A 19,417-nucleotide genomic window follows, 5' to 3' on the forward strand; every position below is an offset into this window, starting at 1 on the left:
ACGAGCCGGAAACAGATCGTCACGGGGCCGAAAACTCCCGAGGGGCCGCCGCGGTTAGCGTGGAGGACATGACGACGGTGACGAGGGTGCATGCCGTGGTGTCGGGGACGGTCCAGGGGGTCGGCTTCCGGTACTGGACCGCTCGGAAGGCGGACGGGCTCGACCTCGTCGGCTACGCGAGGAACCTCTGGGACGGCACGGTGGAGGTCGAGGCAGAGGGACCCTCGGTCGCCGTGGACTCGTTGGTCGAGTGCCTGCGCACCGGGCCGCCGTCGGCGACCGTGACCGACGTCACCCTGCGGTCGGTGGTGCCGCACGGCGACGCCGACGGGTTCGCGATCCTGCACTGAGCGGACGTGCATGGGAGCTGCGCCGACGACCGGCCGGCTCGGCACCGATCGTTCACCTGCGGATGTCGGAGCGAAGCGGAATAATCGCATCCACTCAGGGAGTTGGCCTGTCTGCGCGTCCTGCGCCACACCCGTTCCACCCGTCGTGACCCACCAGGAGCACCCGCATGACCCAGGCCGTCGATTCCGCCCCCCGCACGGGAAGCGTCTCGCAGCCGTCCGCTGCCGAGACCCGACTCGTGATCGGGCTGCTGCTCGTCTCCGCGTTCGTCGTCATCCTCAACGAGACCATCATGGGCGTGGCCCTGCCCCGGCTCATGGACGACCTGGACATCAGCGCCGCGACCGGCCAGTGGCTGACCACCGGCTTCCTGCTCACCATGGCGGTCGTCATCCCGATCACCGGGTTCCTGCTGCAGCGATTCAACACCCGACCGGTGTTCGTCTGGGCGATGGGCCTGTTCTCGGTCGGCACGCTGATCGCCCTGCTCGCGCCGGGCTTCACCGTCCTGCTCGTCGGCCGCATCGTGCAGGCCAGCGGCACCGCGATCATGATGCCGCTGCTCATGACGACGGTCCTGACCCTCGTCGACCCCGCACACCGTGGCCGCATCATGGGCAACATCTCGATCGTCATCTCGGTCGCTCCGGCCATCGGCCCGACGATCTCCGGCCTGATCCTCAACGCGTTCTCGTGGCGCTGGCTGTTCGGCTTCGTGCTGCCCATCGCGATCGCGGCGCTCATCCTCGGCATGGTCAAGGTGCAGAACGTCTCGACGCCGCGCAAGGCACCGATCGACGTCGTCTCGGTCATCCTCTCCGCCTTCGCATTCGGCGGCATCGTCTACGGCCTGTCCAGCATCGGTGAAGCCGGCACGACCGGTCCGCTCGTCCCGGTGGCCGCCCTGGTCGTCGGTGCCGTCGCCCTCGCGGTGTTCATCGTCCGGCAGACGCGCCTGCAGCGCACCGACAGCGCCCTGCTCGACCTGCGCACCTTCCGCACCCGTGGCTTCACGGTGCCGATCGTCGCGATGGGCCTGAGCTTCATGGCGATGTTCGGCACGCTCATCCTGCTGCCGATCTACCTGGAGCGCGTCCTCGGCCTCGAGGTCCTGCAGGTCGGCCTGCTGCTGCTCCCCGGTGGGCTGCTGATGGGCCTGCTCTCCCCCATCGTCGGGCGCATCTACGACCGCCGTGGCCCGCGCGTGCTGCTGATCCCCGGATCGATCATCGTCAGCGCCGTGCTCTGGGCGCTCTCCACCGTGGGCGTCGACACCAGCGTGTGGTTCGTCCTCGGTGCGCACGTGGTGCTGAGCATCGGCCTGGCCCTGACCTTCACGCCGCTGTTCACCGCGGCGCTCGGCGGGCTGCCCCCGAAGCTGTACTCGCACGGCAGCGCGGTGCTCGGCACGGCGCAGCAGCTCGCCGGTGCGGCGGGCACGGCCCTGTTCGTCACGCTGCTGACGATCGGTGCGGCCACCGCCGTCGAGGGCTCCGGTGCCCGTGGGGTCCAGGTGGCCACCGCGTCGGGCGTCGGCACCGCCTTCATGGTCGGCGCGATCATCTCGCTGTTCGGCATCCTCGCGTCGGTGTTCGTCCGCCGGCCCGAGGTGCCCGAGGGCGCGCCGACGCCCCCGCCCGTGCACTGACCGACGAGCCTCGCGCACCGACCGACGAGCCGGGCCGACGCCGAACCCGTGACGGGACCGGCGCCGGCCCGCGCCCGTCTCCGGACCGCGTGGCAGGGTGGGCGCCATGCGGTCGACGACGAGCGAGCTCAACTGGTCCGGCACGGTCACGTACACGGCCGAACGGGTCGTCCGCCCGTCGTCGACCGACGAGGCCGCCCAGGTCGTGGCCGACGCCGATCGGGTGCACGGCCTCGGCACCCGGCACTCGTTCAACGACGTCGCCGACACCGCAGGCACCCTGCTCGACCTGACCGGCGTCCCCACCGACCTGGTCGTCGACGCCGAGCACCGCACCGTGACCCTCGGAGCCGGCACCCGGTACGGCGACGTCGCGGCCGACATCGACCGTGCCGGGTTCGCCCTGCACAACACGGGGTCCCTGCCGCACATCTCCGTCGGGGGTGCGGTCGCGACCGGCACCCACGGTTCCGGTACGGCACTGGGCTCGCTCGCCACCGCGGTGCGCGCGTTCGAGGTGCTCGGTCCGGACGGCTCCGCCCGGACGATCGACCGGACGGACCCCGCGTTCGACGGTGCCGTGCTGCACCTCGGACTGCTCGGCATCGTGACCCGGGTGACCCTCGACGTGGAACCGTCCTACGGGATGCGCCAGGACGTCTACGGCGCGATCCCCTGGGACACCTTCACGGCGAACGTCGCTGACGTGCACGCCGCCGCGTACTCGGTGTGCGCCTACACCGTGTTCGGCGATGCGATCACCGAGGTCCTGGTGAAGTCGCGCGTCCCCGAGGGCGCCGAGGACGTGCCGGTCCCGGAGACCCTGGCCGGCGCACGCCGCCTGCCCGGCACCCCCGGCGACGACCACCGGACCGCGCGCGACGGCTCGGTCGGCCCGTGGTGGGACCGCCTGCCGCACTTCCCGATCGGGTCCGTCCCGAGCCACGGGTCCGAGGTGCAGAGCGAGCACTTCGTCCCGCTCCGGCACGCGGCGGCCGCCCTCGACGCGCTCCGGGGGCTCGCCGACCAGATCCAGCCGCACCTGCACGTCTGCGAACTCCGGACGATGGCCGCGGACGACCTCTGGCTCAGCCCGACCCAGGGCGAGGACGTCCTCTGCATCGCGTTCACCTGGAAGAAGCACCCGACCGAGGTCGCCGCGATCCTGCCCGACCTGGAGTCCCGGCTCGCAGCCTTCGACGGCCGACCACACTGGGGCAAGATGAGCTCCCTCGACCACGCGGCGATCGCCGGGCTGTACCCGCGGCTGGCGGACTTCCGCGACCTCGTCGCCCGGGCCGACCCGGAGCGGACGTTCGCATCCGCGTTCGGCGAGCGCGTGCTCGGGACCTGAGCCGGGCCTCCAGGCCGTGCCCCGCTAGCCGGTGGTGAACGCGAGCGGCGTGATCGTCCGCGTCTCGCCGTCCCAGTGCCGGACGCCGCCGACGTCGAGCGTCTCCGGCAGCGGCACGGCGCGCAGCGCAGCGACGGCGCGCGGCAGGTCCTCGTCACGCACCCGGCGGGCCAGCGTGACGTGCGGCGACCAGTGCCCGGGCACCGACGTCTCGACGCCGCCGGGCGCGACCGTGTGCACCTCGCCGTGGAAGGTCGTGAGCGCCGCGTCGAGGACCACCGCGCGCACGAGGACCGACCGACCGGCACCCGCGGGGAAGAGCAGGAGCCCGCCGAGCCGGATCGCGGTCGGGACCGACGTGCGGAACCCGGCCGGCACGGGCAGCGTGTCCCCGGCGGCCAGGGTGACGTGCGGGGCGTTCGACGGCGACGGGTGCCGACCGAGGCTCGGCAGGTCGGCGTCGATCAGGGCCTGCCAGGCGGACCGCACGGCGGCGTCCGACTCCGGGCCGAGGACGAGTTCGATGCTGCGCACGATCCGAGTCAACCAAGTCGTGTCGGGACGCGTGCTCCCACGCAGGCGGCACGGGTCGAGTGCTGCGTAACACGACGGAACGGAACTCGCACCGGGGGTGGACCGCACGTCACACTCGTCTCCACGCCGCGGACCACCGCGGCTCCCCCACACGCACTGCCCACGAGGAGCACCAGCATGTCCGCAGCCCCCGCACTGCCCGAGAAGCCGAAGGGCAAGCGCCCGATCGGCTGGATCGTCGCCGCCGCGATCGTCGTCGTGGCGATCGTCGTCGCCGTCGTCGTCGGCGCCCTCCGCTCCGGGAGCAACGACGCCGGTGCCGCCGGTGACGCCGCCCCGAAGACCGTCACGATCGGTGTCGCGGACAAGTCGCTCGGCTACTGGAGCACGTACACGAAGCTCGCGAAGGACAAGCTCAACGTCACCGTCAAGCTGACGAACTTCTCGGACTACTCGCTGCCGAACCCCGCCCTCAAGGACGGTCAGCTGGACATCAACCAGTTCCAGCACATCCAGTACCTGGCGGACTACAACGTCACCTCGAACGACGACCTGCAGCCGATCGGTTCGACCGCCGTCTACCCGCTGCCGCTCTACGCGACGAAGTACGACAAACCGTCCGAGCTGCCCGCGAACGCCAAGGTCGCGATCCCGAACGACTCCATCAACCAGGCCCGTGCGCTCCTGATCCTGCAGGCGGCCGACCTGATCACCCTGAAGGACGGCGGCTCGGCGTTCTCCACCGCGGACGACATCGAGACGAAGAAGGTCGACGTCCAGCCCCTCGACGCCTCGCAGACTGCGAACGCGCTGCAGCAGGGCTCCGTCGCCGCCGCCGTCGTGAACAACAACTTCGCCACCGCCGCCGGCCTGCCGATCTCGGACGCGATCTACCAGGATGACCCCTCGAGTGCGAGCGCCGCCCCGTACGTGAACGTCTTCGCCGTCCGCGACGAGGACAAGGGCAACAAGACCTACCTCGACCTGGCGGAGCTGTTCCAGGACGACGCCGTGCAGAAGGCCTTCGCGAAGGACCTGCCCGAGGCCGTCGCCCGCGACGAGAGCGCCTCGAAGCTGCAGGACGAGCTCGCCCAGGTCGAGCAGGACGCGAAGGCGGCCAAGCAGTAGTGCCGGTCCTCGTCGAACTCCGCGGCGTCTCGAAGCACTACCGCCGCGCCGACACCGGCGAGACCGTGGTGGCCGTCGAGGACGTCTCCCTGGACGTGCACCAGGGAGAGGTCCTCGGCGTCATCGGGTACTCCGGTGCCGGCAAGTCCACCCTGGTCCGCCTGGTCAACGCGCTGGAACTGCCGAGTTCCGGCACGGTGACCGTCGCGGGCCGCGAACTGACGGCGATCCCCGAGCGGGACCGCCGTCTGGCGCGTCGCAACATCGGGATGATCTTCCAGCAGTTCAACCTGTTCCGGTCCCGCACGATCGCCGGAAACGTCGCGTACCCGCTCAAGGTCGCCGGTGTGCCGAAGGCCGAGCGGAACCGTCGCGTCGCCGAGCTGCTCGACTTCGTGGGCCTGCTCGAGCGCGCCCACGCCTACCCGGAGCAGCTGTCCGGCGGCCAGAAGCAGCGCGTCGGCATCGCCCGCGCCCTCGCCGCGTCGCCCGACCTGCTGCTCGCCGACGAGGCGACCAGCGCTCTCGACCCGGAGACCACCTCCGAGGTGCTCGCGCTGCTCCGCCGGGTCAACCGGGAGCTCGGCGTCACCATCATCGTGATCACACACGAGATGGACGCCGTCCGGCAGATCGCCGACCGGGTCGCCGTGATGGAGCAGGGGCGGGTCGTCGAGGTCGGGGACGTCTACGACGTGTTCTCGACCCCGAAGACCGGCGCCGCGCAGCGCTTCGTCCGCACCGCGCTGCACGACCGGCCCTCCCCCGAGACGCTCCGGCGCCTGCGGGACCGCCACCCGGGTCGGCTCGTCACGGTGCAGATCACCGACGAGGCCGGGCTGCAGAACCGCATCGACGCCGCGTTCCGCGCCGCCGGGGTCACCGCCGAGCTCGTCTACGGCGGGGTCGGCGAGATCCGGGAGCGTCGGATCGGGTCGCTCACCTACGAACTGAGCGCGCCCGGCGCCGAGCCCGACGCCATCGATCGCGCGATCGCCGCACTCCGCGCCGACGGCGTCACGACCGACGAGGAGGCCGCCGCGTGAACAACAACTCGTTCCAGAGCGTGATCGACACGTTCGACGTCTTCCTCGCCGCGATCCGCGACACCATCGTGATGTCGCTGATCTCGCTGGTCATCGCCGGGGTCATCGGCCTCGCGCTCGGCCTGCTGCTCTACGCGACCCGGCCGGGCAACGTCCTCGGCAACCGCACCGCGTACACGGTGCTCAACGTGTTCGTGAACCTGATCCGCCCGATCCCGTTCGTGATCTTCCTCGCCGCGATCGCGCCGCTGTCGCGGGTCGTCGTGCAGACCACGATCGGTGTCCCCGCGGTCACCTTCGCGATCTCGTTGGCCGCGGCCTTCGCGGTGTCCCGGATCGTCGAGCAGAACCTGCTGTCGGTCGACCCAGGCGTCGTCGAGGCTGCTCGGGCCTCGGGTGCGCACCCGGTCTCGATCCTGCTGACCGTGCTCATCCCCGAGGGTCTCGGCCCCCTGATCCTCGGCTACACGTTCATCTACATCGGCATCGTCGACATGACGGCGCAGGGTGCGCTGATCGGTGGCGGCGGACTCGGCGAGTACGCGATCACCTACGGCTCGCAGCGCTACGACTGGTGGGTGGTCTACGTCTCGGTGGCGGCGATCGTCGTCATCGTGCAGCTCGGCCAGTTCATCGGCAACCGCTTGGCGCGGGCAACGCTGCGTCGCTGACGCGGGCTCGCGGGTTCTGAGGGCAACCGCCTGGAGGCCCGGTGCCGGTCCACGAGACCGGCACTGGGCCTCCGGTGCGTCGCCGCCCGGACGGACGCGCCCAGCGTCGTGCGCCGAGCGGTCACGACTCCCCGCTCATCTCCGCCGAGGTCGCACGCTCCGTCGCCCGACGCCCCCGCAACCGACAGTTCGGGACCACTCGGGGCCGCGCACATGGCACGTCGTGCGACCTCGGCACGCGCCGCCGACGCGCCCGACGGCCCCCTGCCGAGCGGTCGCAACTTCCCGCTGACCTCCGCCGAGGTCGCACGAACCGTCGCCCGGCGCCCCCGCAACCGACAGTTTGCGACCACTCGGCGACGCACCCGCGGCATGTCGTGCGACCTCGGCACGCGCCGCCGACGCGCCCGACGGCCCCCTGCCGAGCGGTCACGACTCCCCGCCCACTTCCGCCGAGGTCGCACGAAGTGTCGGCTGGCGTCTCCGCAACCGACAGTTTGCGACCACTCGGCGGCACGCACGCGGCATGTCGTGCGACCTCGGCACACGCCGCCGACGCGCCCGACGGCCCCCTGCCGAGCGGTCACGACTCCCCGCTCATCTCCGCCGAGGTCGCACGAACCGTCGCCCGACGCCCCCGCAACCGACAGTTTGCGACCACGCGGCGATGCGCACGCGGCATGTCGTGCGACCTGGGCGGCCGACACGAGCGGCCGCCGACGCGTGTCAGGCGGCGGGAGCCTCGACGGTGGTGACGGCGCCGGTCTCGCCGGGGTGCTCGTAGTGGGCACGGACCAGGATCGGGCGGTGGTCGGAGATGCCGGCCGGCAGGGTCTCGACGCCGGCGATGTGCAGGCCGACGCTCGTCGCGAAGTCGAAGTGGCCCGTGAACTTGCGGTAGCGCAGGTACGTCGGCTGGTCGGACAGCGACAACGCGAACCCGCCCTGCTCGATCTTGCGGCGCAGGTTCGTCTGGAACCACGGGTAGTTGAAGTCGCCGACCATGACCGCGGGGACGTCCTTCGCAAGTTCGCGCAGGAACTGGTGCGCGGCCTCGATCTGCTTGCGGCGCAGGGAGTTCGTCGCGGTCAGCGGTGAGGCGTGGAACGAGGCGACGACGACCTCGGCATCGGCCTCGGTGTCGCGCAGGTGCATCGCGATGAGCCGTTCGTGCGCGGGTGCGAGGACCCGGTCGTGCAGCGACTTCTGCAGCGAGTGGATGCTGAAGTCCTGCACCTCGAAGCGGTCGTCGCGCTTGTAGATCGCGAGCCCGAGTCGGTTGGTGCGGGTCGACGCGGCGAGCGAGAGGCCGCCGATCGACGGTGCGAGGTCGTTGCTGTCGCACTCCTGCACGCACAGGACGTCGGCGTCGGACGCCTCGGCCAGTGCGGCGAGCTCGCTGTTCGCGGTGTGCTCGCGGAGGTTGTAACTGACGACACGGAGCTGCGTGGGCTGCACGGTCTGCTCTGATGCGATCGTCCTCTGCTGCTCTGGCGCGGCCATGCTGCCTTCCTGTCCGGGTGTTCCGGTCACCCTGCCGCGGTCACCGTACTCGGGTACCGCGGACGGTTGCTGAGACTGTAACGCCTGCCGGGTTTCGTCCGTGTGACCGTGACGGAAACGGACAGCGGCGGGATCAGGCGCGGACACGGCGGACCGGGCGGACGGTGTCACCCGCTGTGCGACTCATCAGGATGCCCTCCACGCAGGCGACCACGAGCAGGGCGGCGATGACCCAGAACGCGGCCGCGTACGGCCCGTCGCCGCCCAGCCCGGAGGCCGCGCGGATGACCACGGCGGCGACGGCGACACCGAAGCCCGCGGCGGTCTGCTGCAGCGTCGACGACAGCGTGTTCGCGGGGGTCATGTCGGCCTGCTCGACGTCGGCGAAGGCGATGGTGTTGTACGCCGTGAAGCCCACGGAGCGGGCAGCACCACTGACGACGAGCAGGACGGCGAGCAGCCAGAACGGGGTGTCCTCGGTCATGAACGCCATCGCGACCACGGTCAGCGCGGCGACGGCCGACGACACGACGATCACCGGGCGGTAGCCGAACCAACGGAGGAACGGGGTCGTCATCGGCTTGATGCCGAGGTTGCCGACGAACACCCACAGCACGGCGGACCCGGCGAGCACGGCGCTCCAACCCCAGGCGTCCTGGAACAGCAGCGGGAGCACGAACGGCACCGCGGACACCGCCAGGCGGAACAGGCCGCCGCCGGCGTGCGACACCCGGAAGGTCTCGAGCCGGAACGCGTCGAGCCCCATGATCGGGTGCGGAGCCCGGCGGAAGTGCCGGATCGCGAGCCAGCAGCACACCGCGCCGAGGATGCCGGAGACGACGACCGCGGTGACCGGCACGACGTCGAGCGCGAGCAAGGACGCCATGACCACGAGCGAGCCGAGCCCGACGCAGGCGAGCAGCGACCCGAACCAGTCGAACGGCACCCGCTGCGCCGCACGCTCCTGCGGCACGAGCACCAGGGCGGCGATGAAGGCGACGACGCCGAGCGGGATGTTGATGAGGAAGATCCAGTGCCACGACAGCGTCTCGACGAGCACGCCGCCGATGAACGGCGCAATGATCGGTGCGGCGAGGGCCGGCCAGGTCAGGATGGCGATGGCGGTGACGAGTTGTTCGCGCCCGGCGCTCCGGAGCACGACGAGCCGGCCGACGGGCACCATGAGCGCCCCACCGAGCCCCTGCAGGATGCGCCACAGCGTCAGCTCGACCAGCCCGGTGGACAGCGCGCACAGGGCCGACGCGATCGTGAACAGCGCGATGGCACCGGCGAAGACGGTCCGGGAACCGATCCGGTCGGTGAGCCAGCCGGACACCGGGATGAACACCGCGAGGGTCACGAGGTACGCGGTGATCGTGACGCCCACCGCGGCGGAGTCGACCCCGAGGTCACGCCCCATGGCCGGGGCGGCGGTCGCCAGGATCGTGCCGTCCAGGAGTTCCATGAAGAAGGTCCCGGCCACCAGCACGGCGACCGCCGTGCTGCGCGTCCGTCGTCTGGGTGTCGTCGCCGTCGTCGTCATCGCCCACCGAGACTATGCCCGCGGACGTCCGCGCCGTCACGGACGGGCCGCCCACCGGACGCCGCACCGGCCGCCCACCGGGCGCGACGTAGCGCACATGACGCGGGACGGGCCTCCAGGCGCAGTTCCGGGCGATCCTCATGCTCGGGCCGACTACCCTGGCCGGGTGCCGACCCGACCACCCGAACGCCGAGGAACTCGCGCGTGAGCCGCACCGACAGCGCCGGTGTGGTCGCCGCGGGCACGGCCAGCGGTCGACGACGTGTCCTGGACACCGTTGCCTCGTTGCCGGCGTGGGCGGCGGTCCTGCTCGTCTGGACGGGCGGCCGGGTCCTGTCGACCCTGTGGCTCGCGCTCGCGTACCCGCTCATCGGTCGTGCACTGCCGGGCAACGCGATCTGGGGCAACGAGCACGGGTTCGGCGCGTTCCTGGTGGCCTGGGACGGGCAGTACTACGAGCAGATCTCGCTGCACGGGTACCCGGACGCGCTGCCGCTCGACGCCGCCGGCAACGTCGCGCAGAACGCCTGGGCCTTCCTGCCGGCGTTCCCCTTCGCGATCCGGGCGCTGACCGCCTCGACCGGGGTGCCGTTCGAACTCGGCGCACCGCTCGTCGCGATCGTCGCCGGACTGCTCGCCACCTACCTGCTGCACCGCCTGGTGCGGGACCGCGCTGGGCACGCCGCCGCGATGTGGGCGGTCTTCTTCTTCAGCTGCGGTCCGCTGTCGTTCCTGCTGCAGGTCGGGTACGCGGAGAGCATGTTCCTCGCGCTGTCGTTCGGGGCGCTGCTCGCCCTGGAGCGTCGGCGCTACGGGCTCCTGACGGCACTCGGCGTCGCCGCGGCCTTCACCCGCCCCGGTGCCCTGGCGATCCCGCTCGTGCTCGGCGTCGTCGCACTCGTGCGGTGGGTCCGTGCACGGCGCGAGACCGGCCGGGTGCTCGAGGGCTTCCCGCTGCGCGAGCAGGTCCGGGTCGTCGCCGCGGGCCTGACCATGGTCCTCGCCGGGCTCGCCTGGCCGGTGATCGCCTCGCACGCCACCGGGACGCCGAACGCCTACCTGGAGACCGAGATGTCCTGGTGGGTGAACTTCATCGGCCGGGTGGACTTCGTGCCGCTGACGCCGTGGTTCCTCATCGCGGGCCGCTGGCTCGGCGTGGGCGGGATCCTGATCGTGGTGTTCCTGCTCGTCGCGTACCCGATCTGGCTGCTCCGCCGCTCGACGCTGCGGCTCGGGCCCACGACGGTGCTGTACTCGGCCGCGTACGCGCTGTACATCTTCGCGGTGTCGCTGCCGATGGCCTCGACCCCGCGGCTGCTCATGCCGCTCGCGCCGCTGTTCGGGTCGCCCGAGCTGGTCGCGAAGCCCTGGATGCGGTGGACCTTCGTGACGGCCGCGTTGGCCGGGCAGCCGGTGCTGGTCGCGGTGCTGTGGCTGCTCGGCCCTCCGTGAGCGGCTGACGCGGAGCACTCGCAGGCGACGTGAGCGGCTGACGCGCAGCCCTCGCAGGCGACGGCCCGGTGCACGCGCCCCGACATGACGCGACGCCGCCGTCCGGACAGGACGACGGCGTCGCGCGTCGGGCGTGTCGCCTCAGAGCTCGACCGTGCCGTGGTCGCCGGTGTCCGGCTGGCTCTGCTTGCCGAGCGCCGCCTTGAACATCTGCACCAGACTGCCGACCGGCCCGGTGTCCTGGGTCCAGTACTCGACCGAGACCCCCTCGACCGTGAGCAGCCGGATCGACGGGTCCTGGCGGCCCTCGGGGAACCAGGCCTCGGCGAACGGGGACCACAGCTCGTCGACGACCGAGTCGTCCTGGGTCACGGTCGCGGTCCCGGCGATGGACAGGTACCCGCCCTGCGACTCGATCGAGACGTTGACGTGCGGGTTCCGCGCGATGTCCTCGACCTTCTCGCTGCCGTCCTGCACCAGGAACCGCAGGGTCCCGTGGAACGTCTTGTCCTGCACCGCGAGGGGCCTGGCGTGCAGGTTCCCGTCCTCGCTCACCGTGGTGAGCAGTGCCGTGTGGGCGCCGTGGACGATGTCCGAGATGGCGGCGCGCTGCTCCGTCTGTGTGTCGGTCATGGTGCTCCTTTGCGTCATGCGCCCCGCTCCGCTCGACGTGCGACCGTCGGTGCTCGGGGCCGTACCGTTCCGACCAGTGTGCCCCTCCGGCGCTGGACGCGTCAGCCCCGCGCGTCGAGGTGGTCCGGTCGCGGTCGGCCTGGAGGCCCGGTGCACGCCCGCCGCGCCGCCCCCGCCCGGCGCGCGCCGGCCTCCGAGCCGTGCATGCGTGTGCAGGAAGCGACACCACACGCGTCGATCGACAGGTGGAACGTCGTTGCATGCACACGCACCGGATGCGTGTGCATCGAGCGACCGGACACGAGTCGATCGACGCGCGGATCGTCGGAACATGCGCACGAACGGAACCGGCGGGCGGCACCGTGGGCGGGCCAGCCGGCGTCAGGCGGGTTCGCGGATCGTGGTCTCGACGTCGACGACCTGGGGGATCTTCGGCATCGAGGCGAAACCGAACGCCACGGGCGGGTCGAGCGGCGCAAGGTCCCCGAGCGGCTCCCCCGCCCAGGTCCCGCGCACGCCGGTGACGTCGTGCGCCCCGGTCACGCCGTAGTACTCGCGGCGGCCGTTGCCCGCCGAGCCCGCGGTACCGGACCCGGGCGCGAGCAGCCGTGCCACGGGGTCGATCGCGGCGAGCCAGCGCGGGTCGCGGGCGATCGGCTTCGGGACGATGCGCAGGATCCGGCCGAGCGGCGAGATGCCGCCGACGTCGATCGAGGCCTGCAGCGCCCCGGCGGACAGCTCGAGCCCGCTGGCGGTGCGGCGGGCGCGGACGTCGACGACCGAGACGGTGTCGAAGCGGTAGGTGCCGGAGACGTACGCGGCGACGATCTCGTCCGGTGCGAGCAGCACGCTGGTGCCGTCGGGGAGTTCGAGGAACACGTCCGTGAACGGCCCGAACGGCGAGCGGTCCCACATGCCGACGACGATCCGGACGCCCGAGGTGGTGCCGACGCCCATGATCCGGCCGCGGAACCGGCGTTCGACGACGGAGTCGGAGGCGTGACCAGCAGCGGGACCGGAGGCGTGGTCGGGGCGTGACGACATGCCCTGGACCGTACCCGCGGCCCCCGTGAGCCGATCTCGGCGGCCGCCCCGGGCCTCCCGGCCGTTGCCTGCGCGGCCGTGTCAGACGGAACCTGAACGCAAAACACCGGTGTCCACGCTCCGAACACCCGTGAAGGGTGGTGTGGAGCGCGAACACCGGTGTCTTGCGGACCGAACCGGACCGGACCCCGGACGGGCCCGCGGCCGTCAGGCGACGGGGACGGGCTGCGCCAGCAGCTCGCGCACGCGGGGTGCGACCTCGGTGCCGTAGAGCTCGATCGAGCGCATCATGTCGGCGTGCGGCAGACGACCCGTGGCGTACCGCATGTCGAAGCGCGAGGCGCCGAGGATCCGCATGTTGCGCGCGACCTTCCGGGCGACGGTCTCCGGCGACCCGACGTAGAGCGACCCGCCGGCCGACAGGCTCGCGCGGTACCCGGCGACGTCGAGGGGCGGCCAGCCGCGCTCCCGGCCGAGCTGGTCGGTGACGGCCTTGTGGTACGGCCAGTAGCGCTCGGCGGCCTCTTCGTCGGTGGCGGCCACGAAGCCCGGCGAGTGCATCGCGATGGGCTGCTGCGGCAGGTCGAGCTGCGCGAGGGCCTGGCGGTACAGGCGCGAGAACGGGGCGAACTGGGCCGGCTGCCCGCCGATGATGGCGAGGAACAGCGGCAGGCCGTAGGACGCGGCACGGATGACCGACTGCGGGGAGCCGCCGACGCCGATCCAGGTCGGGATGGCACCGTGCTCGAGCTTCGGGAAGACGTCCTGGTCGACCAGACCCGCACGCTTCGTGCCGGACCAGGTCACGGCGTCGCCGCCGCGCAGGGCTGCCCAGAGCTGGAGCTTCTCCTCGAACAGGACCTCGTAGTCGCTCAGCTCGTAGCCGAACAGCGGGAACGACTCGGTGAAGGAGCCACGCCCCAGGATGACCTCGGCGCGACCGTTCGACAGGGCGTCGACGGTGGCGAAGCGCTCGTACACGCGGACGGGATCGTCGGAGGACAACACGGTGACCGCGGAGCCCATCCGGATGCGCTCGGTGCTGGCGGCGATCGCGGCGAGGACGACCTCGGGGGCGCTCACGACGAAGTCGGCTCGGTGGTGCTCCCCGACGCCGATGAAGTCGACGCCGACCTGGTCGGCGAGGACGGCCTGGTCGACGACGTCGCGGATGCTCTGCGCGTCGGACTGCAGGCTACCGTCGGCGCGCTCGGTGACGTCACCGAAGGTGTCGAGGCCGAGCTGCAGCGGTCCGATCCGGTCGGGTGCGGGCGGCGGGACGTCCGAGGGACGGTCGGTGCCGAATGCGTTGCTCATGGTGTCCTCCTGGTCGCACTTCCATGCGTTTGCATCAACATAGCACGGCGGCGGAGTGCGCGCACGGGGTCGGCGACCGGGTCGGCACGGTCCCGGGCCGGGCCCGGGCCGGGGTCGGGCCCGGGCCGGGGTCGGCCAGCCCGGACGAGTACGGTCACCCGCATGCCGAACCTCCCCGACCAGACCGGACGCCGCATCGTCGTCACCGGGTCCAACAGCGGCACCGGACAGGAGGCCGCCCTGCGCCTCGCCGGAGCCGGCGCCAGCGTCGTGCTCGCCGTCCGCAGCACCGAGAAGGGCGAGACCGCCGCCGCCGGCATCCGCGCCGCTAACCCCGGAGCCGACGTGGAGGTCCGCGAACTCGACCTCGCCGACCTGGCGAGCGTCCGCCGCTTCGCCAGCGGCATCGTCGACGAGGAACGTCCGATCGACGTCCTGGTCAACAACGCCGGCGTGATGGCGCCGCCGGAGCGCTTCGAGACCGTCGACGGATTCGAGCTGCAGTTCGGCACGAACTTCCTCGGCCCGTTCGCCCTGACGAACCTGCTGCTACCGTCGCTGCTGCGTGCGCGCACGCCCCTCGCCGACGGTCCCCTGGCCGAGGCACCCCGGGTCGTCACGATGTCGAGCCTCGCCGCGATCCCCGGCCGGATCCGCTTCGCCGACCTGCAGTGGGAGCGCGGCTACAACGGCTGGCGCGCCTACGCGCAGTCGAAGCTCGCCGACCTGTTGCTCGCACTGCACCTGCACCGCCTGACCGTCGAGGCCGACGTGCCCCTGGTCAGCACCGCTGCCCACCCCGGCTACACCCGGACGAACCTGCAGGCCGCAGGGCGCTCGCTCGGTCGGTCGAAGCCGGTGCGGTCGAGCAACCGCGCCCTGCCGTTCACCCAGGCCGTCGAGCAGGGCACCGAGCCGCTGCTCTACGCGGCCGTCGGGCCGAACGCCGTAGGAGGCGCGTACTACGGCCCCTCGGGTCCGTTCGGCATGACCGGTCCGACCACCACCGTGTCGATCCCCGGGTCCGCGCGGAGTGCCGACCTCGCCCGCTCGCTCTGGGCAGTCGCCGAGGACCTCACCGGAACGCGCCCGCCGCTCTAGCAGAGACGCCGGCGTCTCGCCAAGACTCCGGCGTCTCGCCAAGACGCCGGCGTCTCGCCAGGACGCCTCCAGCTCCACGAGACGCCGCTGAATCCGGAGGCGTCTCGCGCACCTGGCGGCGTCGAACGGGCACGCCGGCGTCTCGCGGGAGGCCCGGGGCGGGCCCGGAGCGTCGCCAGCGTCAGGCGCGGTGCAGCTCCACCGACCCGTCCAGCTTCCCGGGTTCGGTCAGGCGGGCGTGCTGCAGGACGGTGCGGCCCGGCGCGATCGCCGCGGCGACGATCGACAGGGTCGTCATGTGTCCCTCGGCCTCGTGCACGTCGCGGAGGATCGCGTCGGGGTGGTCGCTCGGCAGCGCCGCGGACTCCGCCAGCACGCCGAACCAGCCGCCCCAGCCGTCGCCGGCGTCGCCACCGGAGTCCACGGCGCGGAGTTCGTCGAACGGGCCGAGCACCGGCGGGCCGGCCGGGGCTTCGACCGCGCGGAAGGCCTCGAGCCACCGACCGATGCGCGGCGCCGCGGGGTCGTCGGCCGCACCGTGCGTGACCATGTGGACGCCGGGGCCGAGGTCGGTGGTGCGGACCTGTTCACCGTCCCAGGTCAGCACCGAGGCGCCCTCGGCCGTGGCGCGCACCAGGTTGAAGGCCCGGGTGGTCGGCAGGGTGCCGTCGTGTCCGGGCAGCAGGTCGTCGGCGACGGCGTCCACCGGCACCACGCCGCGGGTCGTCCACGTGCCGTCGACGCTCGTCACGGGTTCGGCGCGGTTGAGCACCACGGCCAGGCCGGCGCGGTCGGACGCGGCGAGCCACGCACCACCGGCGGAGCGGTCACGGACACCACGGAGGTCCGGGTCCCGGTCCGGCCACCAGGCAGCGGGCGGGTCCCACGGGCGCTCGGGCGACTCGTCCCGCAGGGCGAGCACGGTGACGGGCCACGCGGACCCGGGGTCGACGCGGACGACGACGGTGCACATGCCGTCGATCCTCGCACGTGGCCCCGGTAGCGTGAGCCAGGTGAACGCAGCAGCAGAGCGCGCCCTGACCGTCATCGTGGGGATCACCGGGGGCATCGCCGCCTACAAGGCCGTCGGGGTCGTCCGCGACCTCGTCAAGCGCGGCCACGACGTGCACGTCGTCCCGACCGAGGGCGCCCTGCGCTTCGTCGGGCTGCCGACGCTCGAGGCCCTCAGCCGCAACCCCGTCACCACGAGCGTGTGGGACGACGTCGCCGAGGTGCGCCACGTCGCGCTCGGTCGCCGGGCGGACCTGGTCGTCATCGCACCAGCCACCGCCGACTCGTTGGCGCGGATGGCGCACGGCCTGGCGAGCGACCTGCTGGGCACGACGCTGCTCGCGACCGAGGCACCCGTCGTCGTCGCCCCGGCGATGCACCCGCAGATGTGGGAGCACCTCGCGACCCGTGCGAACGTCGCCACGCTGCGTGAGCGCGGCGTCCACCTGGTGGGCCCGGTCGTCGGCGCGCTCACCGGCGACGACGCGGGCATCGGTCGGATGGCGGAGCCCGAGGACATCGTCGTCGCCGCGCTCGCCGTGCTCGACCAGCACCCCGCCCCGGCCGGCCGCCGCAGTGCGGAGACCGGCACCGCTGCCAGCACCGGGGCCCGTGGTGAGCAGGGCGACCTTGCGGGCGTCCGCGTCGTCGTCAGCGCGGGCGGCACCCGCGAGCCCTTCGACCCGGTGCGGTTCGTCGGCAACCGCTCGAGCGGCCGCCAGGGGATCGCGATCGCCGCCGACGCCGTCCGTCGTGGCGCATCCGTGACCCTCGTCGCGGCGAACGTCGAGGGCTCGCTGACCGCCGGGCTGGACGCGACCGTGGTGCCCGTCGGGTCCGCACTCGAGCTCGCCGAGGCCGTGCACACCGCCGCCACCGAAGCCGACGTCGTCGTGATGACCGCCGCCGTCGCCGACTACCGACCTGCCGAGGTGCTCACCGAGAAGCTCAAGAAGGACGCGCAGGGCGAGCGCATGACGCTCGAGCTGGTGCGGAACCCGGACGTGCTCGCCGACCTTGTCGCGGCGCGGCGGACCGGGCAGATCATCGTCGGATTCGCCGCCGAGACCGAGCCCGACCGCGACGCGCGGATCGAGCTCGGTCGCGCCAAGATCAGCCGGAAGCCCGCGGACCTGCTCGTCGTGAACCACGTCGGCTGGTCGGCCGGCTTCGAGCGCGAGGAGAACGCGATCGAGGTCCTGGTGCCCGGTGGCGAGGTGGTCCGCGAGACCTCCGGCACGAAGGCCGAGGTGGCGACGGCGGTCCTCGACCTCGTCGCGACCGCACTGACGTGAGCAGCGTCTCCGGCTGCTTCCGAGGACGAGCGGGCACGATGGGGCACATGCGACGACGTGAGCGGATCCGACGTGCCAACCGCACGGCCACCATCCTGGCAGTGGCCCTCGGCGCGGCGGGCACCATGCACTTCCTGCGCCCGACCCACTTCGACCGGATCGTGCCGGAGGCCCTACCACCTCGGCTCACCACGCTGGCCTCCGGGGTGGCCGAGCTGGGCATCGCCGCCGGGCTCGCGTTCCCCGCCACCCGCCGTGCCTCGGGCTGGGCGGCGGCAGCGCTGTTCGCGGCGGTCTTCCCGGCGAACCTCAAGATGGCGAACGACCTGCTCGACCACCCCCGCTCGAGCCGGACGATGCGGCTGATCGGGGTCCTGCGGCTCCCCCTGCAGCTGCCGCTGGTCCTCTGGAGCATGCGCGTCGGTCGGCACGCACCGAAGCCGTGACCCAGCCGTCGTGGACCCGCGCGGCGGTGCCGCTCCTGCACCGCCCGGTCACCCAGCACGCCTGGGAGGACATCGTGTTCGCGCACTGGCGGCACGACCCGGCGTCGTTGCAGCGGCTCGTCCCCCGCGGGACCCGTCCGGACGTGGTCGACGGCAGCGCCTGGGTGGGGCTGTCGGCGTACGTGTTCCGGGAGACCCGGGTGCCACCGTTCCCGTCTGCCGGGCGGCTCGGGACCATGACCGAGGTCACGATCGAGGTCCTCACGGTGGACGACCAGGGGCGGCGCGGGGTGACCTACCGCACGGTCGACACCGCGAACGTGCCCGCCATCGTGGCCGCGCACGCACTGCTCGGCGTGCCGTACACGTTCGCCCACGCACGTTCCCGTCGCCGCGGTGACGCGGTGGCGCACCGGTCCGTCCGGCACCCGACCCGCGCGCTGCACCCGGTGGTGTGGGCGCGGTCGCTCCGGCAGGAACGCCCGACCGGTGCGGTGCGGCCGAAGCACGCGGCCTCGGTGCGGGTGACCGCCGGCGAGGTCGTCGACACCCCGCTGGCCGCCGAGCTCACCACCCGCGCCGGCATCCACGCGCGGTACCTGGCGCAGACCCTGTTCTGGCAGCGGCAGCACCCGGTGCTCACCACCCGTTCGGCCACGCTCGACCGGCTCGAGGGCGACCTGCCCGACGCCGTCGGCATGCCCGGGCTGTTCGACCGCGCCCCGGACTCCCTGCTCGTGGTCGACGGCACGACCGTCCGGTACGGCTGGGGCGGGGTCGTCCGGTGACGCACGAACAGCCCCACGCACAGGCCGACGACCCGTTCGACCTCGACCGCTTCGTCCGGGCCCAGCAGGGCGTGTACGACCTCGCGCTCGACGAACTCCGCCGGGGCCGGAAGTCGTCGCACTGGATGTGGTTCGTGTTCCCGCAGCTGGCCGGTCTGGGGCGGAGCGCCACGGCCGTGCGCTTCGCGATCACCGGCGTGGACGAAGCCCGCGCCTACCTGGCGCACCCGGCGCTCGGGCCCCGCCTGCTCACCGCGGCCGACGTCGCACACGACGCCCCCGCCCGCTCCGCCGACGCCCTGCTCGGGGGCATCGACGCGGTGAAGCTCCGGTCGTCGATGACGCTCTTCGCCCGGATCGCGGCCGACCCGGGGCCGTTCGTCGCCGTGCTCGACCGCTGGTACGACGGCGCCGAGGACCCGGCCACGCTCCGCTTGCTCGGAGAGCGCTCGGAACACGAGTGACGCACGCGACGCACGACCCACGACGCATGACGCACAACGCACGTGACCGGCATCTGAACGTCGACACTGACACGCGCTGAGCCGACCG

19 protein-coding genes are annotated in these 19,417 nt (G+C 72.4%); 12 read left to right on the top strand and 7 right to left on the bottom strand.

Features of this window, described 5'->3' with window-relative positions; all coding sequences use genetic code 11:
- The first annotated feature begins 68 nt into the window (after window positions 1-68).
- The 3 genes from DEI98_RS05725 (at window position 69) to DEI98_RS05735 (ending at window position 3,353) form a co-directional block, all read left to right on the top strand.
- A complete protein-coding gene (locus DEI98_RS05725) occupies window positions 69-350 on the top strand; it encodes an acylphosphatase (RefSeq protein WP_035808828.1) in 282 nt (93 codons plus the stop codon).
- Window positions 351-517: 167 nt separating this feature from the next.
- Window positions 518-1,999 (top strand): MDR family MFS transporter, encoded by a 1,482-nt coding sequence (locus tag DEI98_RS05730; protein ID WP_111100176.1) that lies wholly within the window; start codon window positions 518-520, stop codon window positions 1,997-1,999.
- A gap of 106 nt (window positions 2,000-2,105) precedes the next feature.
- Window positions 2,106-3,353 carry a D-arabinono-1,4-lactone oxidase gene (locus DEI98_RS05735; protein ID WP_111100177.1) on the top strand — a complete coding sequence of 416 codons (1,248 nt, stop codon included), beginning with the start codon at window positions 2,106-2,108 and terminating at the stop codon, window positions 3,351-3,353.
- 24 nt (window positions 3,354-3,377) lie between these two features.
- Here the strand turns inward: DEI98_RS05735 and DEI98_RS05740 are convergent, their stop codons facing one another.
- Window positions 3,378-3,887, bottom strand: coding sequence for a 2'-5' RNA ligase family protein (locus DEI98_RS05740; protein ID WP_110863446.1), 510 nt, complete (start codon window positions 3,885-3,887; stop codon window positions 3,378-3,380).
- 177 nt (window positions 3,888-4,064) lie between these two features.
- Between DEI98_RS05740 and DEI98_RS05745 the strand changes: the two genes are divergently transcribed.
- Genes DEI98_RS05745 through DEI98_RS05755 form a run of 3 tightly spaced genes read left to right on the top strand, consistent with a single transcriptional unit; the run spans window position 4,065 to window position 6,732 of the window.
- Window positions 4,065-5,015, top strand: coding sequence for a MetQ/NlpA family ABC transporter substrate-binding protein (locus tag DEI98_RS05745; RefSeq protein WP_110863447.1), 951 nt, complete (start codon window positions 4,065-4,067; stop codon window positions 5,013-5,015).
- Window positions 5,015-6,061 (top strand): methionine ABC transporter ATP-binding protein, encoded by a 1,047-nt coding sequence (locus tag DEI98_RS05750; RefSeq protein WP_110863448.1) that lies wholly within the window; start codon window positions 5,015-5,017, stop codon window positions 6,059-6,061. Before DEI98_RS05745 ends, DEI98_RS05750 begins: the two co-directional genes overlap by 1 nt.
- Window positions 6,058-6,732, top strand: coding sequence for a methionine ABC transporter permease (locus tag DEI98_RS05755; protein WP_017888525.1), 675 nt, complete (start codon window positions 6,058-6,060; stop codon window positions 6,730-6,732). The genes DEI98_RS05750 and DEI98_RS05755 overlap by 4 nt, the downstream gene beginning before the upstream one ends.
- Window positions 6,733-7,458: 726 nt before the next feature.
- On the opposite strand, the gene DEI98_RS05760 is transcribed toward DEI98_RS05755, so the two are convergent.
- Window positions 7,459-8,235, bottom strand: coding sequence for an endonuclease/exonuclease/phosphatase family protein (locus tag DEI98_RS05760; protein WP_111100178.1), 777 nt, complete (start codon window positions 8,233-8,235; stop codon window positions 7,459-7,461).
- Between the two features lie 133 nt (window positions 8,236-8,368).
- Complete coding sequence (locus tag DEI98_RS05765) at window positions 8,369-9,778, bottom strand: MFS transporter (protein ID WP_110863449.1); 1,410 nt, start codon at window positions 9,776-9,778, stop codon at window positions 8,369-8,371.
- Window positions 9,779-9,982: 204 nt separating this feature from the next.
- Here DEI98_RS05765 and DEI98_RS05770 point away from each other — a divergent pair, with 204 nt between their 5' ends.
- On the top strand, window positions 9,983-11,230 hold the full coding sequence (locus DEI98_RS05770) for a mannosyltransferase family protein (protein WP_110863450.1): 1,248 nt from the start codon (window positions 9,983-9,985) through the stop codon (window positions 11,228-11,230).
- 141 nt (window positions 11,231-11,371) lie between these two features.
- Here the strand turns inward: DEI98_RS05770 and DEI98_RS18555 are convergent, their stop codons facing one another.
- The 3 genes from DEI98_RS18555 to DEI98_RS05785 form a co-directional block, all read right to left on the bottom strand.
- The gene (locus DEI98_RS18555) at window positions 11,372-11,863 is read right to left on the bottom strand and encodes a pyridoxamine 5'-phosphate oxidase family protein (protein WP_181437951.1); all 492 of its coding nucleotides are present in this window, start codon (window positions 11,861-11,863) and stop codon (window positions 11,372-11,374) included.
- 381 nt (window positions 11,864-12,244) lie between these two features.
- Window positions 12,245-12,907: a hypothetical protein gene (locus DEI98_RS05780; RefSeq protein WP_071405092.1), complete on the bottom strand. Its 663-nt coding sequence runs from the start codon at window positions 12,905-12,907 to the stop codon at window positions 12,245-12,247.
- A 207-nt stretch (window positions 12,908-13,114) separates the two neighbouring features.
- Window positions 13,115-14,224 carry an LLM class flavin-dependent oxidoreductase gene (locus tag DEI98_RS05785; RefSeq protein WP_111233255.1) on the bottom strand — a complete coding sequence of 370 codons (1,110 nt, stop codon included), beginning with the start codon at window positions 14,222-14,224 and terminating at the stop codon, window positions 13,115-13,117.
- Between the two features lie 162 nt (window positions 14,225-14,386).
- Between DEI98_RS05785 and DEI98_RS05790 the strand changes: the two genes are divergently transcribed.
- Entirely contained in the window at window positions 14,387-15,325 is a 939-nt protein-coding gene (locus DEI98_RS05790) for an SDR family oxidoreductase (protein WP_111100180.1), read from the top strand.
- Between the two features lie 181 nt (window positions 15,326-15,506).
- Here the strand turns inward: DEI98_RS05790 and DEI98_RS05795 are convergent, their stop codons facing one another.
- A complete protein-coding gene (locus tag DEI98_RS05795) occupies window positions 15,507-16,298 on the bottom strand; it encodes an NRDE family protein (RefSeq protein WP_181437952.1) in 792 nt (263 codons plus the stop codon).
- A gap of 64 nt (window positions 16,299-16,362) precedes the next feature.
- Here DEI98_RS05795 and DEI98_RS05800 point away from each other — a divergent pair, with 64 nt between their 5' ends.
- Genes DEI98_RS05800 through DEI98_RS05815 form a run of 4 tightly spaced genes read left to right on the top strand, consistent with a single transcriptional unit; the run spans window position 16,363 to window position 19,329 of the window.
- Complete coding sequence (locus tag DEI98_RS05800; protein ID WP_111100207.1) at window positions 16,363-17,631, top strand: phosphopantothenate--cysteine ligase family flavoprotein; 1,269 nt, start codon at window positions 16,363-16,365, stop codon at window positions 17,629-17,631.
- 47 nt (window positions 17,632-17,678) lie between these two features.
- Window positions 17,679-18,077: a hypothetical protein gene (locus DEI98_RS05805; RefSeq protein ID WP_111100182.1), complete on the top strand. Its 399-nt coding sequence runs from the start codon at window positions 17,679-17,681 to the stop codon at window positions 18,075-18,077.
- A complete protein-coding gene (locus DEI98_RS05810; protein WP_181437953.1) occupies window positions 18,074-18,865 on the top strand; it encodes a YqjF family protein in 792 nt (263 codons plus the stop codon). The genes DEI98_RS05805 and DEI98_RS05810 overlap by 4 nt, the downstream gene beginning before the upstream one ends.
- Window positions 18,862-19,329 carry a DUF1810 domain-containing protein gene (locus tag DEI98_RS05815; RefSeq protein WP_111100184.1) on the top strand — a complete coding sequence of 156 codons (468 nt, stop codon included), beginning with the start codon at window positions 18,862-18,864 and terminating at the stop codon, window positions 19,327-19,329. Before DEI98_RS05810 ends, DEI98_RS05815 begins: the two co-directional genes overlap by 4 nt.
- Window positions 19,330-19,417 lie beyond the last annotated feature (88 nt).

Origin of the sequence: Curtobacterium sp. MCLR17_034, assembly GCF_003234485.1 — a bacterium.
GTDB lineage: Bacteria > Actinomycetota > Actinomycetes > Actinomycetales > Microbacteriaceae > Curtobacterium > Curtobacterium flaccumfaciens.

Excerpts from the sequence above, each read along its gene's own strand:
- DEI98_RS05780 (WP_071405092.1), bottom strand. The coding sequence starts at position 12,907 with ATGTCGTCACGCCCCGACCACGCCTCCGGTCCCGCTGCTGGTCACGCC.
- DEI98_RS05795 (WP_181437952.1), bottom strand. The coding sequence starts at position 16,298 with ATGTGCACCGTCGTCGTCCGCGTCGACCCCGGGTCCGCGTGGCCCGTC.
- DEI98_RS05765 (WP_110863449.1), bottom strand. The coding sequence starts at position 9,778 with ATGACGACGACGGCGACGACACCCAGACGACGGACGCGCAGCACGGCG.
- DEI98_RS05790 (WP_111100180.1), top strand. The coding sequence starts at position 14,387 with ATGCCGAACCTCCCCGACCAGACCGGACGCCGCATCGTCGTCACCGGG.
- DEI98_RS05785 (WP_111233255.1), bottom strand. The coding sequence starts at position 14,224 with ATGAGCAACGCATTCGGCACCGACCGTCCCTCGGACGTCCCGCCGCCC.
- DEI98_RS05725 (WP_035808828.1), top strand. The coding sequence starts at position 69 with ATGACGACGGTGACGAGGGTGCATGCCGTGGTGTCGGGGACGGTCCAG.
- DEI98_RS18555 (WP_181437951.1), bottom strand. The coding sequence starts at position 11,863 with ATGACCGACACACAGACGGAGCAGCGCGCCGCCATCTCGGACATCGTC.
- DEI98_RS05730 (WP_111100176.1), top strand. The coding sequence starts at position 518 with ATGACCCAGGCCGTCGATTCCGCCCCCCGCACGGGAAGCGTCTCGCAG.
- DEI98_RS05735 (WP_111100177.1), top strand. The coding sequence starts at position 2,106 with ATGCGGTCGACGACGAGCGAGCTCAACTGGTCCGGCACGGTCACGTAC.
- DEI98_RS05760 (WP_111100178.1), bottom strand. The coding sequence starts at position 8,235 with ATGGCCGCGCCAGAGCAGCAGAGGACGATCGCATCAGAGCAGACCGTG.
- DEI98_RS05745 (WP_110863447.1), top strand. The coding sequence starts at position 4,065 with ATGTCCGCAGCCCCCGCACTGCCCGAGAAGCCGAAGGGCAAGCGCCCG.
- DEI98_RS05805 (WP_111100182.1), top strand. The coding sequence starts at position 17,679 with ATGCGACGACGTGAGCGGATCCGACGTGCCAACCGCACGGCCACCATC.